This is a genomic window from Pseudomonas sp. PS01270, from assembly GCF_029959775.1.
Lineage (GTDB): Bacteria > Pseudomonadota > Gammaproteobacteria > Pseudomonadales > Pseudomonadaceae > Aquipseudomonas > Aquipseudomonas atacamensis.
Map to the genome: position 1 here is coordinate 20,655 of NZ_JASCPT010000022.1, position 17,465 is coordinate 38,119.

At 59.0% G+C, this 17,465-nt stretch carries 16 protein-coding genes; 3 read left to right on the forward strand and 13 right to left on the reverse strand.

The features are described from left to right. Window positions 1–7: 7 nt before the first annotated feature. Window positions 8–1,915, reverse strand: a complete 1,908-nt coding sequence (gene ftsH, locus QMX86_RS09560) for an ATP-dependent zinc metalloprotease FtsH (RefSeq protein WP_282383143.1) — start codon at window positions 1,913–1,915, stop codon at window positions 8–10. A 202-nt stretch (window positions 1,916–2,117) separates the two neighbouring features. Then, entirely contained in the window at window positions 2,118–2,747 is a 630-nt protein-coding gene (rlmE, locus tag QMX86_RS09565; protein WP_056782866.1) for a 23S rRNA (uridine(2552)-2'-O)-methyltransferase RlmE, read from the reverse strand. A gap of 101 nt (window positions 2,748–2,848) precedes the next feature. Here rlmE and QMX86_RS09570 point away from each other — a divergent pair, with 101 nt between their 5' ends. Continuing rightward, complete coding sequence (locus QMX86_RS09570; RefSeq protein ID WP_016771761.1) at window positions 2,849–3,157, forward strand: YhbY family RNA-binding protein; 309 nt, start codon at window positions 2,849–2,851, stop codon at window positions 3,155–3,157. Between the two features lie 9 nt (window positions 3,158–3,166). Here the strand turns inward: QMX86_RS09570 and QMX86_RS09575 are convergent, their stop codons facing one another. The 8 genes from QMX86_RS09575 to grpE form a co-directional block, all read right to left on the reverse strand. After that, on the reverse strand, window positions 3,167–3,571 hold the full coding sequence (locus QMX86_RS09575; RefSeq protein WP_016771762.1) for a hypothetical protein: 405 nt from the start codon (window positions 3,569–3,571) through the stop codon (window positions 3,167–3,169). 28 nt (window positions 3,572–3,599) lie between these two features. Then, window positions 3,600–4,076, reverse strand: coding sequence for a transcription elongation factor GreA (gene greA / locus QMX86_RS09580; protein ID WP_038861135.1), 477 nt, complete (start codon window positions 4,074–4,076; stop codon window positions 3,600–3,602). Between the two features lie 2 nt (window positions 4,077–4,078). Next, the gene (gene carB / locus QMX86_RS09585) at window positions 4,079–7,300 is read right to left on the reverse strand and encodes a carbamoyl-phosphate synthase large subunit (protein ID WP_016771764.1); all 3,222 of its coding nucleotides are present in this window, start codon (window positions 7,298–7,300) and stop codon (window positions 4,079–4,081) included. Between the two features lie 124 nt (window positions 7,301–7,424). Continuing rightward, on the reverse strand, window positions 7,425–8,561 hold the full coding sequence (gene carA, locus QMX86_RS09590) for a glutamine-hydrolyzing carbamoyl-phosphate synthase small subunit (RefSeq protein ID WP_273527925.1): 1,137 nt from the start codon (window positions 8,559–8,561) through the stop codon (window positions 7,425–7,427). 258 nt (window positions 8,562–8,819) lie between these two features. Beyond that, window positions 8,820–9,623, reverse strand: coding sequence for a 4-hydroxy-tetrahydrodipicolinate reductase (dapB, locus tag QMX86_RS09595; RefSeq protein ID WP_016771766.1), 804 nt, complete (start codon window positions 9,621–9,623; stop codon window positions 8,820–8,822). Between the two features lie 9 nt (window positions 9,624–9,632). Beyond that, the gene (dnaJ, locus tag QMX86_RS09600; protein ID WP_016771767.1) at window positions 9,633–10,757 is read right to left on the reverse strand and encodes a molecular chaperone DnaJ; all 1,125 of its coding nucleotides are present in this window, start codon (window positions 10,755–10,757) and stop codon (window positions 9,633–9,635) included. Between the two features lie 297 nt (window positions 10,758–11,054). Further along, complete coding sequence (gene dnaK / locus QMX86_RS09605) at window positions 11,055–12,971, reverse strand: molecular chaperone DnaK (protein ID WP_042608859.1); 1,917 nt, start codon at window positions 12,969–12,971, stop codon at window positions 11,055–11,057. A gap of 102 nt (window positions 12,972–13,073) precedes the next feature. Further along, window positions 13,074–13,640, reverse strand: coding sequence for a nucleotide exchange factor GrpE (gene grpE / locus QMX86_RS09610; protein ID WP_039759570.1), 567 nt, complete (start codon window positions 13,638–13,640; stop codon window positions 13,074–13,076). A gap of 240 nt (window positions 13,641–13,880) precedes the next feature. On the opposite strand from grpE, the gene recN reads away from it, so the two are divergent. Continuing rightward, window positions 13,881–15,554 (forward strand): DNA repair protein RecN, encoded by a 1,674-nt coding sequence (recN, locus tag QMX86_RS09615; RefSeq protein WP_273528922.1) that lies wholly within the window; start codon window positions 13,881–13,883, stop codon window positions 15,552–15,554. 76 nt (window positions 15,555–15,630) lie between these two features. On the opposite strand, the gene fur is transcribed toward recN, so the two are convergent. Next, window positions 15,631–16,035 (reverse strand): ferric iron uptake transcriptional regulator, encoded by a 405-nt coding sequence (gene fur, locus QMX86_RS09620; protein ID WP_016771770.1) that lies wholly within the window; start codon window positions 16,033–16,035, stop codon window positions 15,631–15,633. A gap of 97 nt (window positions 16,036–16,132) precedes the next feature. Here fur and QMX86_RS09625 point away from each other — a divergent pair, with 97 nt between their 5' ends. After that, the gene (locus QMX86_RS09625) at window positions 16,133–16,660 is read left to right on the forward strand and encodes an outer membrane protein assembly factor BamE (RefSeq protein ID WP_016771771.1); all 528 of its coding nucleotides are present in this window, start codon (window positions 16,133–16,135) and stop codon (window positions 16,658–16,660) included. A 61-nt stretch (window positions 16,661–16,721) separates the two neighbouring features. Here the strand turns inward: QMX86_RS09625 and QMX86_RS09630 are convergent, their stop codons facing one another. Continuing rightward, entirely contained in the window at window positions 16,722–17,036 is a 315-nt protein-coding gene (locus QMX86_RS09630) for an RnfH family protein (RefSeq protein WP_273528923.1), read from the reverse strand. Next, window positions 17,029–17,463 carry a type II toxin-antitoxin system RatA family toxin gene (locus QMX86_RS09635; RefSeq protein WP_016771773.1) on the reverse strand — a complete coding sequence of 145 codons (435 nt, stop codon included), beginning with the start codon at window positions 17,461–17,463 and terminating at the stop codon, window positions 17,029–17,031. The genes QMX86_RS09630 and QMX86_RS09635 overlap by 8 nt, the downstream gene beginning before the upstream one ends. Between the last annotated feature and the right edge of the window lie 2 nt (window positions 17,464–17,465).

A 17,465-nucleotide genomic window follows, 5' to 3' on the forward strand; every position in this document is an offset into this window, starting at 1 on the left:
TCAAGCCTTAAACGTCAGCAGCCGGACCGCCAATCGGTTTTTCCGGACGCTCGTCCTGCACGACAGGCGGCGGAGGCGTACCGGTGCCACCCGACCAGTCGCGAGGTTCGCGAGGTGTGCGGCCAGCCATGATGTCGTCGATCTGCTCGGCATCGATGGTTTCGTACTTCATCAGCGCATCAGCCATGGCATCCAGTTTGTCACGGTTATCCGTGAGGATCTGCTTGGCGGTGCCGTAGCACTGATCAATGATGCTGCGCACTTCGGAATCGATCAGCTTGGCGGTCTCACCGGAGAAGCTGGCAGCCTGGCCGCCACCGCCGCGACCGAGGAACACTTCGCCCTCTTCTTCGGCATACATCAGCGGACCGAGTTTTTCCGACAGGCCCCATTTCGTCACCATGTTCCGGGCAATCTGACTTGCACGCATGATGTCGTTGGACGCGCCGGTGGTTACACCGTCAAAGCCCAGGGTCATTTCTTCTGCGATACGGCCACCGTACAACGAGCAGATCTGGCTGACCAGCGCACGTTTGGACAGGCTGTAACGATCTTCTTCCGGGAGGAACATGGTCACACCCAGCGCACGACCGCGCGGGATGATCGACACCTTGTAGACCGGATCATGCTCAGGCACGACGCGACCAACGATGGCGTGGCCGGCTTCGTGGTAAGCAGTGTTCTGCTTTTCTTTCTCGGACATGACCATGGATTTGCGCTCGGCGCCCATCATGATCTTGTCTTTCGCCAGTTCGAACTCTTTCATCTCGACGATGCGTTTGCCGCTACGAGCAGCGAACAACGACGCTTCGTTGACCAAGTTGGCCAGGTCAGCACCGGAGAAGCCAGGAGTACCACGTGCGATCACTGCCGGAGCAACGTCGTCGCCCATTGGCACTTTACGCATGTGCACTTTCAGAATCTGCTCGCGACCACGAATATCCGGCAAGCCAACCACCACCTGACGGTCGAAACGGCCCGGACGCAGCAGCGCAGGGTCGAGTACGTCCGGACGGTTGGTCGCAGCAATCACGATGATGCCGTCATTCATTTCGAAGCCGTCCATCTCTACCAGCAACTGGTTGAGAGTCTGCTCACGTTCGTCGTGACCGCCACCCATGCCGGCACCACGATGGCGACCCACGGCATCGATTTCGTCGATGAAGATGATGCAAGGGGCGTGCTTCTTGGCCTGCTCGAACATGTCGCGGACGCGGCTGGCGCCGACACCGACGAACATTTCGACAAAGTCGGAACCGGAGATGGTGAAGAATGGCACTTTCGCTTCGCCGGCAATCGCCTTGGCCAGCAAGGTTTTACCGGTACCCGGCGGGCCGACCATCAGTACGCCGCGCGGGATACGACCGCCCAGACGCTGGAACTTGCCCGGATCACGCAGGAACTCGACCAGCTCGCCGACTTCTTCTTTGGCTTCGTCGCAACCGGCAACGTCAGCCAAAGTGGTTTTGACCTGATCTTCGGACAGCAGGCGTGCCTTGCTCTTGCCGAAGCTCATCGGCCCGCCCTTGCCACCGGCGCCGCCCTGCATCTGGCGCATGAAGAACATGAACACCGCGATGATCACCAGGATCGGGAAGCTGGCCACCAGGAGCTGAGTCCAGATGCTTTGCTGTTCAGGCTGCTTGCCTTCAACCACAACATGATTGTCGACCAGATCGCCGATCAGGCCATTGTCCTGAATTGCCGGACGAATGGTCTTGAAGCTGTCGCCATCGGTGCGCTTGCCGGTAATCACATAGCCGTCAACGGCTACGCGCTCGACCTTGCCATCCTTGACCTGCTGGATGAAGTCGGAATAGTTGAGGGTCTGCGGCTCGTTAGGGCTGGAGAAGTTGTTCATCACCGTCACCAAGACTGCCGCGATGATCAACCACAGGATCAGATTCTTTGCCATATCGTTCAATTAACTACCCTCTGAAGCAAGCTCCGCTACTGGCGCGCGCTTCGCATGATATTCACCGGCCTAACTTACTACATTACCTACAACTCTGGCAGGCGCCGTCTGTAACCCTTTGTGAAACACTTTCTACACAATATTCGCTTATGCCTGCGGAGCGAAATATGAAAAACCTATCGCCCCGCCGAAAAACCTTGTTTTACGCATCACCGCCGCGATAACCCCAGGCCAGCATGTACTGCTCACGGGAGCTGCCACGGGAAGAGTCTGGCTTGATCATCTGGATCTTGTCGAATTTCTTCCGAGCGTCCTTCAGATAAACGTCAAACCCTTCGCCCTGAAAAATCTTGATGACGAAATTGCCACCCGGCTTGAGGATCCGTTCCGCCAGGTCCAGAGCCAGCTCACAGAGGAACATGGCCTTGGGCATATCCACTTCGGGCGTACCACTCATATTGGGGGCCATATCGGAAATCACAAGGTCCACCTGCGAATTACCCACGGCCTCAAGGATTTGAGCCAGCACCGAGTCCTCAGTGAAGTCACCTTGAATGAAGGTCACGTCCGGAATGCCGTCCATTTCAAGAATGTCAGAAGCGATCAGACGCCCCTGGCCACCGATCAGTCGACTGGTGACCTGCGACCAGCCACCCGGCGCCGCGCCGAGGTCGACCACGCTCATGCCCGGACGGATGAGTTTGTATTTTTCCTGGATCTCCAGCAGCTTGTAACTTGCACGCGAGCGGTAGCCATCCTTCTGCGCCTGCTTCACATAAGGATCGTTGACATGTCTTTTCAGCCAACCAAGGCTTGTCTTGGAACGCGCCATTGGGCACCTCGATGATTAGGGTCGTGATTAGTTGGGCGGATCCACGAACCCTCGGGTAAAATGGCCGCCATTTTACAGAATCCAGACGAAAGGGTCAGATTATGCCGCTCACTCCAGAGCAGAAGAAACAGTACAAATCCATCGGCCACCACCTCAAACCAGTGTTGACGGTAGCGGACAACGGTTTGACTGAAGGTGTTCTAGCCGAACTTGAACGCGCCTTGGCCGATCACGAGCTGATCAAGATCAAGCTCAATATCCTCGATCGCGAGTCGCGCCTGGCGCACATCGCCGAGCTGTGCAAGGTCGGCAAAGCGGACCTAGTTCAGGTCATCGGCAAGATGGCTCTGGTCTACCGCAAGAACTTCAGCGCCAACAAGCAGCTGTCGAACGTTCATCGCTTCAAGTGATGCGCAGGGTCAAGGGTGTGCTTCGCGCACCCTGCCACTCCATCCCGGCACCGGCTGCATGACCAGCACCAACCCGGAAAATCCCAGTACCAGATAACTGAATACCTGCCAGCGCTGCGCATCCGGCCAGCCGACACGCACAGCGACATACATCGCGCACGCGTACAACGCCATCAACAGCACCTGCCCGCGAAAATCCCGCCATAGACTGCCAAGGCCCTCGGCCTGTACCAGCACCAAAGCCTGAAAGATCACGCACAGAGCGGCGAACCCCACCACCAGCACTTCGAATGCACTGGCCACTTCGTCGATCAACAGCGGCGCCAGGCCGATCTGACCCAACGCCGGCTGCAAACCGATATGAATCAACCATAGGCCACCGACCCAAAGCATCTGGGTCAGTTGCCAAAGCATGGCGCCCGCATGCAGCGGGCGCCTTCTTTCAGATGTGACGAACTTCGACAATCTCGTACTCGATCACGCCGCTCGGCGTTTTGACGGCGACGACGTCACCCTCTTCCTTGCCAATCAAGGCGCGGGCCAGCGGCGAACCGACGGAGATCTTGCCGAGTTTGAAGTCAGCCTCATCCTCACCCACGATGTGGTAAGTGACGCTTTCATCAGTCTCGACGTTGGCGATCTCGACGGTGGTACCGAAAATCACTTTGCCGGTGTGAGGAATGGTCGTGACATCGATGATGACCTGATTCTGAATCCGGCCCTCGATATCACGAATACGCGCTTCGACCATGCCTTGCTGTTCGCGGGCAGCATGGTATTCAGCGTTTTCCTTCAAGTCACCCAACTCGCGGGCCGTACCGATGTCCTGGCTGAGCTTCGGACGGACGACCTTGGTCAGGTGAGCATGCTCCTCTTCCAGGGCGCGAGCGCCCTGAACAGTCATTGGGTACTTGGTTATGCTCATGCCTTCAATCCTGCGTGTAGATCCTGCAAGCGGCGCACGGTCTTTTCCGGACCGAACTTCAGCGCTTCGCAGATCGCTTCGCCCGCAGCAATAGTGGTGGTGCAGTAGATCTTGTGCTGCAGGGCATTGCGACGAATGGAGTACGAATCGGCGATCGACTGACGACCTTCGGTGGTGTTGATGATCAGCGTGACTTCGTCATTCTTGATCATGTCGACCACGTGTGGACGACCCTCGGTCACCTTGTTCACGCGGCGCACTTTCAGGCCTGCGGCTTCGATCAGCTTGGCAGTGCCGGCAGTGGCGACCACTTCGAAGCCCAAGTTGATCAGATCACGGGCCACGCCTGCAACCAGTGGCTTGTCGTCATCGCGCACGCTGATGAACGCAGTACCGCCGGTCGGCAGCACTTCGCTGGCGCCCATCTGCGCCTTGGCGAATGCTTCGCCGAAGGTGTCGCCGACGCCCATCACTTCACCGGTCGACTTCATCTCTGGGCCGAGGATCGGGTCAACGCCAGGGAACTTGGCGAACGGGAACACCGCCTCTTTCACGCTGTAGAAGTTCGGGATGATTTCTTTGGTGAAGCCGATTTCCTTCAGGGTCTTACCGGCCATCACGCGCGCAGCGATCATGGCCAGGGAAACACCGATGCACTTGGAAACGAACGGCACGGTACGCGAGGCGCGCGGGTTGACTTCGATGACGTAAATGTCTTCACCCTGCAACGCCAGCTGCACGTTCATCAGGCCGACAACGCCGAGTTCCAGGGCCATTTTCTTGACCTGTTCGCGCATCTCGTCCTGGATGTGCGCTGGCAGCGAGTACGGCGGCAGCGAGCACGCGGAGTCACCGGAGTGAACGCCCGCCTGTTCGATGTGCTGCATGATCGCGCCGATCACTACATCTTTGCCGTCGCAGACCGCATCCACGTCCATTTCGATGGCGCAGTTGAGGAAGTGGTCGAGCAGCACCGGGCTGTCGTTGGACACTTGCACCGCGTCACGCAGATAGCGCTTGAGTTCGTCTTCCTTGTAAACGATTTCCATCGCACGGCCGCCCAGCACGTAGGACGGGCGCACCACCAGCGGATAACCGATCTTCGCCGCAGCACGAACGGCTTCGTCTTCGCTGCGCACGGTGGCGTTTGGCGGCTGACGCAGGTTCAGGCGCTCGACCATTTGCTGGAAGCGCTCGCGGTCTTCGGCGCGGTCGATGGCGTCAGGGCTGGTGCCGATGATCGGCACGCCAGCAGCTTCCAGCGCGCGAGCCAGTTTAAGCGGAGTCTGGCCGCCGTACTGGACGATCACGCCTTTCGGCTTCTCGACGCGGCAGATTTCCAGTACGTCTTCCAGGGTTACCGGCTCGAAGTACAGACGGTCGGAAGTGTCGTAGTCGGTGGAAACGGTTTCCGGGTTGCAGTTGACCATGATGGTTTCGTAGCCGTCTTCGCGCAGGGCGAGCGCAGCGTGAACGCAGCAGTAGTCGAACTCGATGCCCTGGCCGATACGGTTCGGACCGCCACCCAGGATCATGATCTTGTCGCGACCCGACGGCGCTGCTTCGCACTCTTCCTCGTAGGTCGAGTACAGGTAAGCGGTGTCGGTGGCGAATTCGGCGGCGCAGGTGTCAACGCGCTTGTAGACCGGGAACACTTCCAGCTTCTGACGGTGCGTACGCAGGTTTTTCTCGGTGACGCCCAGCAGCTTGGCCAGACGCTGATCAGAGAAGCCTTTGCGCTTGAGCTTGAACATCAGGTCGCGGTCGATCGAGGACAGACCGAGGGTCTTGACCTTCTCTTCGTCCTTGATCAGGTCTTCGATCTGCACCAGGAACCACGGATCGATCATGTTCATGCCGAAGATGTCTTCGACCGACAGGCCGGCGCGGAAGGCGTCCGCCACGTACCAGATACGCTCGGCGCCCGGCACGGTCAGTTCGCGCTTGAGCACGCTCATGCTGTCCGGGTTGCTCAGATCGAGCTTCTCGTCCAGACCGCAAACGCCCACTTCCAGACCGCGCAGGGCTTTCTGCAGGGATTCCTGGAAGGTCCGGCCGATGGCCATGACTTCGCCGACCGACTTCATTTGCGTGGTCAGGCGTGCGTCAGCCTTGGCGAATTTCTCGAAGGCGAAGCGTGGCAGCTTGGTGACGACGTAGTCGATCGACGGTTCGAAGGACGCCGGGGTCTTGCCGCCGGTGATGTCGTTCGACAGCTCGTCGAGGGTGTAACCCACAGCCAGTTTGGCCGCGACCTTGGCGATCGGGAAACCGGTGGCTTTCGAAGCCAGTGCCGAGGAGCGCGAAACACGCGGGTTCATTTCGATCACGACCATGCGGCCAGTGTTCGGGCAGATACCGAACTGCACGTTCGAACCACCGGTCTCGACGCCGATCTCGCGCAGTACCGCCAGCGAGGCGTTACGCAGGATCTGGTATTCCTTGTCGGTCAGGGTTTGCGCAGGAGCTACGGTGATCGAGTCACCGGTGTGCACGCCCATCGGGTCGAAGTTTTCGATCGAGCAGACGATGATGCAGTTGTCCTTTTTGTCGCGGACAACTTCCATTTCATATTCTTTCCAGCCGATCAGCGATTCGTCGATCAGCAACTCTTTGGTCGGCGACAGGTCCAGACCACGGGCGCAGATTTCTTCGAACTCTTCACGGTTGTAAGCGATACCGCCACCGGTGCCGCCCATGGTGAAGGACGGACGGATGATGCACGGGAAACCGAGGGTTTCGAGAACCGCGTTGGCCTCTTCCATGCTGTGGGCGATGCCGGAACGCGGGCACGCCAGACCGATGGATTTCATTGCCTTGTCGAAACGCGAACGGTCTTCAGCCTTGTCGATGGTGTCGGCGTTGGCACCGATCATCTCTACGCCGAACTTCTCGAGAACGCCTTCGCGCTCCAGGTCCAGAGCGCAGTTCAGAGCGGTCTGGCCACCCATGGTTGGCAGCACGGCGTCCGGACGCTCTTTTTCGATGATCTTGGCCACGGTCTGCCATTTGATCGGTTCGATATAGGTGGCGTCGGCCATGTCCGGGTCGGTCATGATGGTGGCCGGGTTGGAGTTCACCAGGATGACGCGGTAACCCTCTTCGCGCAGGGCTTTGCAGGCCTGGGCGCCGGAGTAGTCGAATTCGCAGGCCTGGCCGATCACGATCGGGCCAGCGCCGAGAATCAGGATGCTTTTAATGTCTGTACGTTTTGGCATGGTTTGTCACTCAAATCCGCAGGTCAGTCGGCAAGCCGTCTTGATCGATTTCTGAAGTCCCGAGGGGGCCGCCGGAACCGGGGCCGCCCTCGAGGCCTTCTCTCTACAGTCTCAAGGCGAACGCTTAGCGTCGCTTGACCATCTCGTTGATGAAGCGGTCGAACAGTGGCGCGACATCGTTCGGGCCCGGGCTCGCTTCAGGGTGACCCTGGAAGCTGAACGCGCTCTTGTCGGTGCGCTCGATGCCTTGCAGGGTGCCGTCGAACAGCGATTTGTGGATCGCGCGCACGTTGGCTGGCAGTGTGGCTTCGTCTACCGCAAAACCGTGGTTCTGGCTGGTGATCATCACCACGCCTGTGTCCAGATCCTGCACCGGGTGGTTGGCACCGTGGTGGCCGTGGCCCATTTTCAGGGTCTTGGCGCCGGAGGCCAGAGCCAGCAACTGGTGGCCGAGGCAGATGCCGAATACCGGCGTCTCGGTTTCCAGGACTTCCTTGATCGCCTGGATCGCGTAGTCGCATGGCTCCGGATCACCAGGGCCGTTGGACAGGAACACGCCGTCCGGCTTCAGCGCCAGCACATCGGCGGCTGGAGTCTGCGCAGGCACTACGGTGACGCGGCAGCCGCGCTCTACCAGCATGCGCAGGATGTTGACCTTGACGCCGTAGTCGTAGGCGACCACGTGATATGGCAGCTCGGAAGCTTCGATGGTCGCGTGGCTGTCGGTTTTCAGATCCCAGACAGTCGAGCGCCATTCGTATTGGGTCTTGGTGCTGACGACTTTCGCCAGATCCATGCCCTTCAGGCCCGGGAAGCCTTGCGCAGCGGCGATGGCCGCTTCTTCGGAGATGTTGTCGCCGGCCATGATGCAGCCGTTCTGAGCGCCTTTTTCACGCAGGATGCGGGTCAGGCGACGGGTGTCGATACCGGCGATTGCCACCACGTTGTTGGCTTTCAGGTAATCGGACAGGGACATCGTGTTACGCCAGTTGCTCGCTACCAGCGGCAGGTCACGGATGACCAGGCCAGCGGACCAGACGCGGTCGGACTCGGCATCTTCCGGCGTGGTGCCGGTGTTGCCGATGTGCGGATAAGTCAGGGTAACGATCTGTTGGGCGTAGGAAGGATCGGTAAGGATTTCCTGATAGCCGGTCATTGCGGTGTTGAACACCACCTCACCAACGGTCTGACCGTCGGCTCCAATGGCTTCGCCGCGAAAAATGCTGCCATCAGCAAGGGCGAGTATGGCTGGCTTAGTCAAGAAGACCTCCCGTAAATAACGCATGAAAGGGCAATCGCAGGTTGTAAAAAAGCGGAGTGACGTATGGACACGTCACCCCGCTTCTTCACTGAAATTATTCTGCGCGCTTTTAGTGGACACACTAAAGCTGTAGCTTACAGAAAAGGGCGTTTTTGGTCCACCGCTAAAGAGCCTTAAAGGCCGGAGAATGCGACAGGTCGTCGCCAAGCGGTAAAAACCGGCGCAAAACGGGACGTTTGCGCCGGGTTCAGCAACGACTCAACGCAGGTCGAGCACGTCTTGCATGTCGTACAGGCCCGGCTCGCGACCGTCCAGCCACAGCGCCGCACGCACCGCGCCCTTGGCGAAGGTCATGCGGCTCGATGCCTTGTGGGTGATCTCGACGCGCTCGCCATCGGCAGCGAACAGCACGGTGTGATCACCAACGATGTCGCCAGCACGCACGGTGGCGAAACCAATGGTTTCACGCTCCCGCGCACCGGTCTGGCCTTCACGACCGTAGACCGCGACCTTCTTCAGATCACGCCCCAGGGCATCGGCAATCACTTCACCCATGCGCACAGCCGTACCTGACGGAGCATCGACCTTGTGGCGGTGATGGGCTTCCATGATCTCGATATCGACATCGTCGCCCAGCACGCGCGCAGCGGTGTCGAGCAACTTCAGGCAGAGGTTGACGCCGACGCTGAAGTTGGCGGCGAAGACAATCGGAATGTCCTTGCCCGCCTCGGCCAGCAATTGCTTCTCTTCAACACTGAAACCGGTGGTGCCGATGATCATCGCTTTGCCGTGTTTGCGGCAGAACGCGAGATTTTTCAGGGTCACGGTCGGGTGAGTGAAGTCGATCAGCACATCGAACTCTTCGACCACACGATCCAGATCACCGGACAGCGGCACGCCGATACGGCCCAGCGCTGCCAGCTCACCGGCATCCGCGCCAACCAGCGTGCTGTCGGGACGATCGACCGCCGCCGTCAGACCGGCGCCCGGCGTCTGCTGCACCGCTTCAATCAGGGTCTTGCCCATGCGCCCGGCGGCGCCCATCACTGCAATACGTCGCATGCCGACTCCTTACAAATCGCCGAAGAAACGCTTCACACCGTCGAACCAACCGGTGGTTTTCGGCGAGTGGCTGTTGTCGTCGGCCAGGGAACTGCGGAATTCTTCCAGCAGTTCACGCTGACGACGGTTGAGGTTGACCGGCGTTTCCACAGCGACACGGCACATCAGGTCGCCGGCACCGCCGCCACGCACTGGCGCAACGCCTTTGCCGCGCACGCGGAACTGCTTGCCGGTCTGCGTGCCTTCGGGGATTTTCAGTTTGACGCGACCGTCGAGGGTCGGAATTTCCAGCTCGCCGCCCAGTGCAGCGTCGACGAAGCTGATCGGCACTTCGCAGAACAGATGCTTGCCGTCACGCTGGAAGATGTCGTGTTCACGCACGTTGATCACAACGTACAGGTCGCCAGTCGGCCCGCCCTGGGTACCCGCCTCGCCTTCGCCGGACAGACGAATGCGGTCGCCAGTATCAACACCGGCAGGCACTTTGACCGACAGGGTTTTGTACTCTTCGACACGACCGTCGCCGTGGCAGGAGTCGCACGGATCGGAAATGATCTTGCCCTGGCCATGGCAGCGCGGGCAGGTCTGCTGCACCGAGAAGAAGCCCTGCTGCATGCGCACCTGACCGATGCCGCCGCAGGTCGGGCACGTCGTCGGCGACGAGCCTTTCTTGGCGCCGGAACCATCGCACGGCTTGCAGTTGACCAGTGTCGGAACGCGGATATTCACCGACGTGCCGCGCACCGCTTCTTCCAGATTCAATTCCAGGGTGTAGCGCAGATCGCTGCCACGCTGGGCGCCGCCACGGGCACCGCCGCGACCGCCACCGAAGAAATCACTGAAGACATCGCCGAAGATGTCCGAGAAGTTCTGGCCACCGAAACCGGCACCGCCGCCGCCCATGCTCGGATCGACGCCGGCATGACCGTACTGATCGTATGCCGCGCGCTTGCTGGCGTCGGACAACACTTCATAGGCCTCGTTGGCCTCTTTGAATGCTTCTTCCGAAGCTTTGTCGCCGGGATTACGGTCGGGGTGGTGCTTCATGGCCAGACGGCGATAGGCCTTCTTCAGGTCCGCTTCGCTCGTGCCCCGCTCGACACCCAATACTTCGTAATAGTCACGCTTTGCCATAAGTTCTTTGCACTCTTAAGGACGTTCGGCAAACCCCTCCTGAGCCTCGCCAAACTCGTTGAGCCCCCATTAAGGCCCGGACCCAACTCACGTCAATTCAACGATCCTGGTCTTGATTGATGCGGTATCTGCGGCGCGAAAAGCAGGAGCATTCCCGGCCATACCGCCAGCATCCGAACGGTGTCGCATGCTGTAAAAATTCACGTATTCCAGATACGCCAACGCGGGAGGCAAGCTCCCGCGCGGCGACATCCTACCAGTCACCGCCGCAAGGCAGTCAACCGGGCGACCAACAACTTACTTGTGGTCTTTGACTTCTTCGAACTCGGCGTCGACAACATCGTCAGCCTTCTCAGCCGATTCGCCTTGCGGGGCCGCGCCATCAGCTGGCTGAGCCTGTTCGGCGTACATCTTCTGAGCAACCGGAGCGGAGACTTTCGACAGCTCTTCAACCTTGGCTTCGATGGCAGCCTTGTCGTCGCCTTTGACGGCGGCTTCCAGCGCAACCACAGCAGCTTCGATTGCAGTCTTCTCTTCGGCGGTGACCTTGTCGCCCGCGTCAGCGATCATCTTGCGAGTCGAGTGCACCAGTGCGTCACCCTGGTTACGGGCAGCGGCCAGCTCTTCGAACTTGCGGTCTTCCTCGGCATTCGCCTCGGCGTCACGCACCATGCGCTCGATTTCTTCGTCGGACAGACCGGAGTTGGCCTTGATCACGATCGACTGGGTCTTGCCGGTAGCCTTGTCTTTCGCGCCGACGTGCAGGATGCCGTTGGCGTCGATGTCGAAGGTCACTTCGATCTGCGGCACGCCACGTGGAGCTGGTGGAATGTCGGCCAGGTCGAACTTGCCCAGCGATTTGTTCTGTGCGGCTTGCTTGCGCTCACCTTGCAGAACGTGAATGGTCACAGCGCCCTGGTTGTCGTCGGCAGTCGAGAACACTTGCGATTTCTTGGTAGGAATCGTGGTGTTTTTCTCGATCAGCGCGGTCATCACGCCACCCATGGTTTCGATACCCAGGGTCAGCGGGCTGACGTCGAGCAGCAGGACGTCTTTCACGTCACCGGCCAGAACAGCGCCCTGAATCGCAGCACCCATGGCAACAGCTTCGTCCGGGTTGACGTCTTTACGCGCTTCTTTACCGAAGAAATCGGTAACCAGCTTCTGTACCAGCGGCATACGAGTCTGACCACCGACCAGAATCACGTCGTTGATCGCGCTGACGTCGATACCGGCGTCTTTCATGGCAATGCGGCAAGGTTCGATGGTGCGCTGAACCAGGTCTTCAACCAGTGCTTCGAGCTTGGCACGCGAGATCTTCACGTTCAGGTGCTTAGGACCGGTCGCGTCTGCAGTGATGTACGGCAGGTTGACGTCGGTCGACTGAGCGGACGACAGCTCGATCTTGGCTTTCTCAGCGGCTTCTTTCAGGCGCTGCATCGCCAGCGGGTCACCTTTGAGGTTCATGCCGCTTTCTTTCTTGAATTCGTCAACGAGGTAGTCGATCAGACGAATGTCGAAGTCTTCACCGCCGAGGAAGGTGTCACCGTTGGTGGCCAACACTTCGAACTGGTGCTCGCCGTCAACTTCAGCGATTTCGATAACGGATACGTCGAAGGTGCCGCCACCCAGGTCATAAACGATCACGGTGTGATCGCCTTTGGCCTTGTCCATACCGTAAGCCAGAGCAGCTGCGGTTGGCTCGTTGATGATACGTTTTACGTCCAGACCAGCGATGCGGCCGGCGTCTTTGGTGGCCTGACGCTGGCTGTCGTTGAAGTAGGCCGGAACGGTGATCACCGCTTCGGTCACTGCCTCGCCGAGGTAGTCTTCGGCGGTCTTCTTCATCTTCTTCAGAATTTCAGCCGAGATCTGTGGCGGTGCCATTTTCTGGCCGTTCACTTCTACCCAGGCGTCGTTGTTGTCAGCCTTGACGATCTTGTAAGGGACCATCTGGATGTCTTTCTGCACAACTTCTTCGTCGAAACGACGACCGATCAGACGCTTTACTGCGTACAGGGTGTTGTGCGGGTTGGTTACAGCCTGACGCTTGGCCGACTGACCTACCAGAATTTCGCCATCGTTGGCGTAAGCGATGATCGACGGCGTGGTACGCGCGCCTTCAGCGTTTTCAATAACTTTGGCTTTGCCGTTTTCCAGCACGGAGACGCAGGAGTTGGTAGTCCCCAGGTCGATACCGATAATTTTGCCCATGTTCACTCTCCCGAAACTTTGGATTTTGTTGCCGCAGCAGTGGTGGCTGACTGCGGTAGCACTTAAACGCTTGACTTCTAAATGGGGGCCTTGCGGCTAATTTCAAGCCTGCTCGTCAATCGAAGGCGAAACCGGTGCCGGCGCCTTGCTGACCACGACCATCGCCGGGCGCAGCAGGCGACCATTGAGCTGGTAGCCCTTCTGGAAAACCTTCAACACGCTGTTCGGCTCGACGTCGGCACTTTCCTGCATGGCCATCGCCTGATGGTGAACGGCGTTGAACGGTTCGCCATGCGGATCGATCGCTTCAAGCTGGTAGCGCTTGAGGGTGTCGTGGAACATTTTCAGGGTCAGCTCGATACCTTCGCGCATCGGGCGGATGCTTTCGTCGTCCGGGCTCGACAGCTCAAGGCCGCGCTCCAGGCTGTCGACGATCGGCAGCAGGTCGCTGGCGAATTTTTCCAGGGCAAACTTGTGCGCCTTCTCGACGTCCTGCTCGGCACGGCGGCGAACGTTCTGCAGATCGGCAGCAACACGCAGAGACTGATCCTGCGCGGCGGCCAATTGCTCTTCGAGCACTTGCACACGGGTCGCCAGGTCGTCACCCGAACCTTCGGGCGCCTGATTGGCATCTGGGTTTTGCGTATCTACTGTCTGTTCGTCAGCCATAGAATTCTCCTTTCAATTTCGTCCGCGAGCCTGACTCGCGCTTCTGCCCCGATATATGGGGCCGCAAAATCAGGCTTCAAGGGCTGAAAACAATTGTCCCTACAAAAAAGTGCTGAATACTCATTCTTGAATGCGCTAAGAAAACTCTCTGATCAAGCAAATCGAGCTAAGGGCGGGCATTGTCAGGCCTGAACAAAACACTGTATAAATAACCAGACCTCAAGCCTGGGAGCTGCCTTTATGCTGGTGCACCTGTCCGTACATAACTACGCCATCGTTGAACATCTCGATCTCGAACTTGATCGCGGGATGAGCGTGATCACAGGGGAAACCGGCGCCGGCAAGTCGATCATGCTCGACGCCCTGGGCCTCACCCTGGGTGATCGCGCCGACAGCGGCGTGGTTCGCCCGGGCGCTGACAAAGCCGACATTCTTGCCACCTTCGATCTTGCTGATATCCCCGAAGCCAGCGCCTGGCTGGCCGAGCGCGATCTGGAAAACGACGGGCCGTGCATCCTGCGCCGGGTCATCACCTCGGAAGGTCGTTCGCGCGGTTATATCAACGGCACGCCCTGCCCGCTTGGCGACCTCAAAGCCCTCGGCGAGCTGCTGATCGATATCCACAGCCAGCACGAACATCAGTCGCTGTTGAAGACCGACACCCATCGCCGCCTGCTCGACGAATACGCCGGCGCGACCGATCTGGCGCGTCAGGTGCAACTGGCCGCACAGCGCTGGCGCCAGACTCGCCAGGAACTGGAGCGCCTTTCCAACTCTGGCGACGAACAACGCGCACGCCATCAACTGCTCAGCTATCAGCTCGAAGAACTGGAAAACCTCGGTCTCGGCGAAAACGAACTGGAGCAACTGGAGCAGGAACACAAGAACCTGACCAACGCCGAAACCTTGCTGGGCATTTGCCGGCAAGTGGTCGAGCAATGCAGCGAAAGCGACTCCGGCAATGTGCTGAATGCGCTGACCGCCAGCCTCAATCGTCTGTCCAGCGTGAACAGTTCGGTGGGTGCGCTGGGTGAAGCCAGCAGTCTGCTGACCAGCGCGCAGATTCAGGTGGAAGAAGCAGTCGGCGAACTCAACCGTTTCCTCGATAACTTCGATGCCGACCCGGCTCGGCTGCAATACCTGGAAGAACGTCTCGACGCGATCTACACCCTGGCGCGCAAACACCGGATTCAGCCGACCGAAGTCGGCGAGATGCAGCAGAAGCTGCTGGATGAAATCGAAACCCTCAACGCCAATGATGAATCCGTCGAGCGCCTGGGTGAAGAACTGGCGTCCTACGCCCGCCACTACCAAGAGAAAGCCCGCGAGCTGAGCGACCTTCGTCATCAGGCGGCCCGCAGTCTCGCCAGTGCGGTGGAGCAGGAAATCCAGCGCCTGGGCATGCCCGGCGGCCGCTTTTCCATCGAACTGAAAGCCAACAGCAGCGACGAGTTGCTGCCGAACGGGCTGGAACAGGTCGAACTGCTGGTCAGTGCCAACCCCGGCCAACCGCTCAAGGCGCTGGCAAAAGTCGCCTCCGGTGGTGAGCTGTCGCGGATCAGTCTGGCGATTCAGGTCATTACCGCCCAGACCTCCCGCGTGCCGACCCTGGTGTTCGACGAAGTTGACGTAGGTATTGGCGGCCCGACTGCCGAGATTGTCGGCCAGTTACTGCGCCGCCTCGGTGATCGCGGCCAGGTCCTGACCGTGACGCACTTGCCGCAAGTGGCGGCGCAAGGGCATCAACATCTGTTCGTGCACAAGGTTCGCGACGAGAAGGCGACTCACACCGCTGTCGCGAAGCTGACAAAGAACGAGCGCATCGAAGAAGTCGCGCGCATGCTCGGCGGCATCGATCTGACCAAGGAATCCCTGGCTCATGCGAAAAAAATGGTGGTGACCGCCAAGGCGTAACAAATAGCAGAAAGCACGAAGGCGACCCTTGGGTCGCCTTCGTTCGTTTCGCGAATGTGAAATTCGCGCGACATGCTTACTTTTTCTTGCGTACGTACAGCACCAGGTTGTGATCAACCATCTCGAAGCCATGCTTCTCGACGATCGATTTCTGAAGCTTTTCGATTTCTTCGTCGAAGAATTCGATCACTTCACCCGATTCCACGTTGACCATATGGTCGTGGTGGCCACCGTCAGCCAGTTCGAAGACCGCGTGGCCGCCGTCGAAGTTGTGGCGGACCACGAGGCCGGCCGCTTCGAACTGGGTCAGTACACGGTAAACCGTGGCCAGACCGACGTCCTCACCAGCTTCCATCAACGCCTTGTAGACGTCCTCGGCACTCATGTGACGCTGCTCGGTAGAGTCGAGCATTTGCAGGATCTTGACCCGTGGCAGGGTCACTTTGAGGCCGGCTTTGCGTAGTTCGCTATTTTCAACCATGGTCAGCTTTCTCGCGATGCTGCTTCGCAGCTTCTCTTAATGCGGGTATGATCGGCGTTTACGTTGTCCCAGCCAAGATAGTGGAAGTCGCCCACCGATGCAAAACACCAAGCTCTTGCTAACCAGTTTCACCTTTGTGGGACTGCTCGCACTCGCCGGTTGTTCATTCCCCGGGGTTTACAAAATCGACATCCAGCAGGGCAATGTCGTCACGCAGGACATGATAGACCAGTTACGCCCGGGAATGACCCGGCCGCAAGTACGGTTTATCATGGGCAACCCTCTGCTTGCCGACACGTTCCATGCCGATCGCTGGGATTATCTGTACAGCCTGCAACCGGGTGGCGGTGAACGCCAGCAGGAACGAATCAGCGTTATCTTCAATTCCAACGACCAGCTTGTCAGCCTGTCCGGTGACTTCATGCCCGGCGTGAGCCGTGACGAAGCCATTCTCGGCAAGGACAGCGGTACTACCGTGACCGCGCCGGCTGAAAACGCCGACAAGCCAGAAGCTGAGAAGCCAGCCAAACCAGGCTCCTTGCTGGATCAAATCCAGAAGGACGTCGATGGTGTGGAAACCGTACCGGTTCCGACACCAGAGCCGCTGGACACCTCGCCGCAGTAATAGGCGAGGCAATAAAAAACCCGGACATTCCGGGTTTTTTATTGCCTGCCGTTTGGTCTGATCAAGAATTGCGTGCTTTGGCCTGGGCAGCCTTGGCCGCGCGCAAACGTCGAACTTCTTTGGGATCAGCCAGCAGCGGTCGATAAATTTCAATGCGATCGCCCGCCTGTACAGGGCGAGAATCCGCGTCAGCCACGACCTTGCCAAAAATCCCCAGCGGACACTCCGCCAGATTCAACTCAGGAAACTCTGCCGCGATGCCCGATGCGTGCACCGCCGCCCGAACGCTAGCGCCTTCAGCCACGCTGATCGCACGCAGAACCTGGCGATCAACCGCTGCGTACACGACTTCTATCTCGATCACCGGCTTAACCATGCATCTGCTTGGCGCGCTGGCAGAAAGCATCCACCAGCTGGTTAGCCGCCTGATTGAACAGCGGGCCCAACGTAGCGCGTACCAGCGGCCCGGCATAATCGAACGACAGATCCAGACTGATCTTGCAGGCCTTTTCGTTCAGCGCCTTGAATACCCAGATGCCGTGCAACTGAGTGAACGGGCCTTCTTCGAGATTCATCTCGATCGACTGCCCCGGCACCAGCGTATTGCGCGTGACGAAATGCTGACTGAGGCCGCCCTTCGCTACGCCGACACTGGCGCGCATGTGTTCCGGGGAGCTTTCCAGCACTTCAGCCTCCGAACACCACGGCAGAAACTCCGGGTACCGCGCGACATCGTTGACCAGGTCGTAGAGAAATTGCGCCGGGTACGGCAGGAGCGCGGATCGTTGGATATGTGTCGTCATGT